Origin of the sequence: Arcticibacter sp. (assembly GCF_045629565.1) — a bacterium.
In the GTDB taxonomy this organism is placed as follows: Bacteria; Bacteroidota; Bacteroidia; order Sphingobacteriales; family Sphingobacteriaceae; genus Arcticibacter.
In genome coordinates, this window is sequence record NZ_JAZQRL010000054.1 from 1 (window position 1) to 3061 (window position 3061).

2 protein-coding genes and 1 pseudogene are annotated in these 3061 nt (G+C 43.9%); all 3 read left to right on the plus strand.

Annotated elements, in window-relative coordinates; all coding sequences use genetic code 11:
* Positions 1 to 76 precede the first annotated feature (76 nt).
* Positions 77 to 715: a helix-turn-helix domain-containing protein gene (locus ACKI5J_RS07235; protein WP_407428003.1), complete on the plus strand. Its 639-nt coding sequence runs from the start codon at positions 77 to 79 to the stop codon at positions 713 to 715.
* 37 nt (positions 716 to 752) lie between these two features.
* Positions 753 to 2114: an MATE family efflux transporter gene (locus ACKI5J_RS07240; protein ID WP_407428005.1), complete on the plus strand. Its 1362-nt coding sequence runs from the start codon at positions 753 to 755 to the stop codon at positions 2112 to 2114.
* A gap of 159 nt (positions 2115 to 2273) precedes the next feature.
* A pseudogene (locus ACKI5J_RS07245) lies at positions 2274 to 3061 on the plus strand (hypothetical protein); the annotation flags it as partial.

The following is a 3061-nucleotide window of genomic DNA, read 5'->3' on the forward strand; positions in this document are numbered from 1 at the left end:
GAAGTTTACGTGCGGAATCTTCATCTCGGAGAAAAACCAACCATTGCATATTAAACAGTGATTATCTGGAGCGGGTATGAATATCAGAAAGTTAATTTTAGAGGGGGAAGGTACTACACTTGATTTTAAAAAAACGATCACAAGTAGCCAAAAAATAGCCAAAAGCCTGGTTGCCTTTGCCAATAATCAAGGTGGCCGGCTATTGATCGGAGTGACAGACGAAGGTAAGATCGTTGGCGTGAAGTCTGAAGATGAAGAGAAATATATGATCACCAGGTCGGCTTATCAATTCTGCAAGCCGGCCATTGAACCTAAATTTGAAGAAGTATACATAGACGACAGGTTGGTTTTGGTGGTTTCTGTGGATAAAAGCGATCTGAAACCGCATTATGCTTTGGACGATAACAATAAGTGGTGGGTATACTACCGTGTGGAGGATAAATGTATTCTGGCCAGTAGTGTTATCTTACAGACACTGAAAAACGAGAACAAAGCAACGGGAACGCTTATTGTGTATACGGAGGATGAAAAGAAGTTGTTCAAGTTCCTGGATGAACAAGGCCGGATCACCCTCAAGCAATTCAGCAAGATCACCAGGAGCTCCCACAAAAAGGCGCAGAAGATACTGGTTAACCTCATTCTCATCGGCCTTCTAGAGCCACATACCTCCGAGAAAGAGGAGTACTTTACTTTTATTAACAGAAAATATTTATAGCAAATAGAGCTATCTTTGCCGTTTATTTTGTTTTTTCATGCTGCTTTCTCTCTATCAGAAATATAAACCCTTTTACAGGGATAACCTTATTCTTGCTGTACCGATAGTCGTTTCTCAGCTGGGACACACGTTGGTAAACATGGCCGACAGTATCATCGTAGGACATTTTGCGGGGACAACACAGCTTGCTGCCGTATCTTTAGTCAACAGCATCTTCATGCTCATCCTTGTTATCGGACTGGGCATTTCTTACGGACTTACCCCTTTGATTGCACAAGAATATGGTCGCCGAAACCCGGAGGAATGCGGAAGACTACTGTCCAATAGCATTATCATCAACTTCAGCACTTCCATCGGGTTGTATTTGTTTATTCATCTGGGCACACTATCTATAATTGATAGCATTGGTCAGTCACCAGAAGTTGTTGCATATGCAAAGCCGTACCTTACCTATCTCGGCTTATCCATTATTCCGCTGATGATCTTCCAGACTTTCAAACAGTTTGCCGAAGGTCTTGGATTCACCAAGCAAGCCATGTTTATTTCCATTTGGGGCAATGTACTGAATGTCGTACTCGGAATCATATTCGTTAAGGGCATGTTCGGAATCAGCCCGATGGGCGTTAAAGGTGTTGGCTTAAGTACGTTGATTGACCGTACGGTGATGGCTTTGGTGATGGCTGCTTACGTGATGAGATCACAGCATTTTAAAATATACCTCAAGGGATTCCGGCTGTTTTTTATTGATAAAGTCCGGACGGTTAGAATCTTAAAGATCGGTGCACCGGTGGCCTTGCAATATTCCTTCGAAATTAGTGCTTTCAGTGGTGCCGCCATATTGATCGGCACAATCGGTGCGGTACACCAGGCGGCTCACCAGGTATCCATCAACCTTGCTGCCGTTACCTATATGCTTGCAAGTGGTATTGCTTCAGCGGCCACGATAAAGACAGGCAACAACTTCGGCCAACGAAGTTATGAGAACCTGCGAAAGTCTGCAATCGCAAGTTACCACGTCGTGATTGTCTTTATGAGCATAACTGCCCTTGTGTTTGTCCTTGGAAATACCATACTGCCCCTGATCTACACAACGGATAAGGCGGTCATTGCCATAGCCGCCCAACTGCTGATTATTGCTGGCTTCTTTCAATTGTTTGATGGTATGCAAGTGGTCGGTTTAGGTGTCTTAAGGGGTATTGGTGATGTCAATATCCCCACCCTGATCACTTTCGTTGCCTATTGGATCATCGGCATTCCACTCGGCTACTTTCTGGGCATCACTATGCAGCTCGGTGTGAATGGTATATGGTATGGACTAACCATTGGGCTGCTTACCGCCTCTTTATTATTATTTCTCCGTTTCCAGAATAAAACACGCGGGCTTATCGCCGGAATCTAAACTCCTGTCCACCCTGCCCTATTCCTGAGGTACGGCATCGATTTACGCAAAAGCATCAGATTATTATGCCCAATCCGTCGCCGGGTACGGACACGTTTTTGGAAAATTTCTGATTATTAGTTTATACCAGATTTTAATATAAATTTGTTTAAACTATCTATGACGCACTTGATTAACGCTCTCTCTAAGCATTCGGAAACGAGTGCTTTAACTAAAAAAATCATCCACAATGAGGTCCGTAAAGCCAACCTGATCAGGTGCTTTATGATCACCGGCTTAATAGGCCCCATTGCGCTGGCTTTATCTTTTTATTACAGCCACTATACATCAGATGCCTCTGTATCTTTCGTCGATTGGAAAAGGTCCATTCTCGACCTGAATATTTCCATCGCAGCAATCAGTACGGTCCTCTTCGTTGCTACGCTCATCGCCTACAGCAAGCCGAATTATAAGTTCCTCAATAGATACCTTCCACACGTTGTCCTGGTGACCATGTCTTTATGGGGTACTATATGTTCCGTGTACAACGAAGCCACTACCAGTTCTATACTCGCCTTTCTGTTGATCTGTGTCCTGAGCTCCATAGGCTTGCTTATACATCCTGCACGACTACTGTTTTATCTAACCTTTATATACCTCATCTTCTATATTGGATTAACCAATACACAGCATGATGCAACCATTCTGCTATCGAAGTTGTCAATCGGGTTGATCACGATGATCGTATGCCTGGGACTTGCTACGATCCAATGGCGCAGCAATCTCACCAGGTTCAAACAAAGACGGTTGATAAAGACGCAAAAGAAAGAGCTCGAAAAAAACTACGAACAGCTTTTGGCTACTTCTGAAGAGCTCAAGAAAGTCAACCAAAGTAAAGACAAGTTCTTTTCCATCCTCGCACATGACCTCCGGGGCCCGATCTCCTCTACCCTGGCCCTCACCCATTA